This window comes from Microcystis sp. M53598_WE2 (assembly GCF_030067735.1).
In the GTDB taxonomy this organism is placed as follows: domain Bacteria; phylum Cyanobacteriota; class Cyanobacteriia; order Cyanobacteriales; family Microcystaceae; genus Microcystis; species Microcystis aeruginosa.
Genome location: NZ_JASJFE010001007.1, coordinates 1 through 1,342, shown reverse-complemented (window position 1 = coordinate 1,342; position 1,342 = coordinate 1). Strand labels below are relative to the sequence as shown.

Sequence of the window (1,342 nt, the reverse complement as noted above, 5' to 3'; positions counted from 1 at the left end):
TTCTTCTGTACCGACTTCCAGTAAAAAATCCATCTGATTGATTGGCCGTGTTTATGCTTCACCAATCATCTAGGCTATCACAGAAGCCGTGTCCTTAGTTTTTGACTGGTGTTGTTCGACTTTTTGGGTTAGGGTAAAAGAGGCAGCAAATTGGAATCAGCGACGATGGGAAAGATTAATTTATTAGTCAGTGCCACCTCTGAGGATTGGATAGAACAGGCAATTAATAATTTAGGGATTATTCTGCTCGATCATTCCCATTGTGAGCGAAAAGCGGCAGGAGTGGCCTTAAATCTCATGTTTCGTTATCCTTCCTACGCTTCCCTCGTGCGGAAATTAACAGCGATCGCCCAAGAGGAATTAGAACATTTTGAACAGGTCAATCAATGGTTAGATAAATGGGGAATTCCCCTCGCTCCCTTAAATTCTCCCCCCTATGGTGCTAAATTAAAGGCCCAGATTCGTCACCAAGAACCCGATCGCCTTTTGGATTCGCTGTTAATATCAGCTTTAATTGAGGCGCGTTCCCACGAAAGATTGGGTTTATTGGGAGAATATTGTCCTGATCCCGATTTAGGCAAATTTTATCGCAGTTTAATGGCTTCCGAAGCGCGTCATTATGGTATTTATTGGCTATTAGCAGCGGATTATTTTGAACGGACAGTGATCGAGCAACGCTTAGAAACCCTAGGGGCGCTCGAAAGTGAAATTCTCACTACTCTGCACCCGGAACCTCGTATTCATAGTTGATTGCACCCAAGGACAAACCCTATCTAAATTATTCGTTAAACTCAATTTCTCTTTTAGAAAAGGGTAAATCTTGATTAATTGCCTCAATTTCTTCCAGTTCCATTTGATTAATTTCATGGATATAATTGCGGAGAATTTGAGTCATTTTGCCATGATAAAAACGGTGTAAACTGTGATTAGCAGTGGCAGGAAAACCCCGTCTTTTTTTATGTTGTCCTCCCGCACCGGGGTCAAACATGGTAATACCTTGACTAATTGCCCAATCGATCGGTTGATAGTAACAAGCTTCAAAATGTAAACAGTCGTACTCTTGAAAACTGCCCCAGTAACGACCATAAAGATTAGTATCTTTGCGAATACAAAAAGATAAACCCACCGGTTTAGTATCCTTTTCATTTTGGTAGGCAGTAATCAAAACCACTCGCTGACGATAATTCGGATATAATTGTTCAAAAAATTTGTGTGTCAGGTATTTACTTCCCCAGTAAAATTTATCACAGGTACTGCTATAAAACCGATAAATTAACGGGAACAAATGATGGGGAATTTCTTCGGCAGCTAGAGTTTTAATAATTAACCCCGCATTAGTAAC

Annotated in this window: 2 protein-coding genes; one reads left to right on the top strand and one right to left on the bottom strand. The window is 40.5% G+C overall.

From position 1 onward, the window contains the following. Positions 1 to 165: 165 nt before the first annotated feature. Positions 166 to 750 (top strand): MiaE family protein, encoded by a 585-nt coding sequence (locus tag PX636_RS20655; RefSeq protein ID WP_288118615.1) that lies wholly within the window; start codon positions 166 to 168, stop codon positions 748 to 750. A 28-nt stretch (positions 751 to 778) separates the two neighbouring features. On the opposite strand, the gene PX636_RS20650 is transcribed toward PX636_RS20655, so the two are convergent. Next, the coding region (locus tag PX636_RS20650) for a GNAT family N-acetyltransferase (RefSeq protein WP_288118613.1) at positions 779 to 1,342 on the bottom strand (564 nt) is incomplete at its 5' end.

Bases quoted from the DNA above. Each gene is read 5' to 3' on its own strand.
- PX636_RS20655 (WP_288118615.1), top strand. From the start codon at position 166: ATGGGAAAGATTAATTTATTAGTCAGTGCCACCTCTGAGGATTGGATA.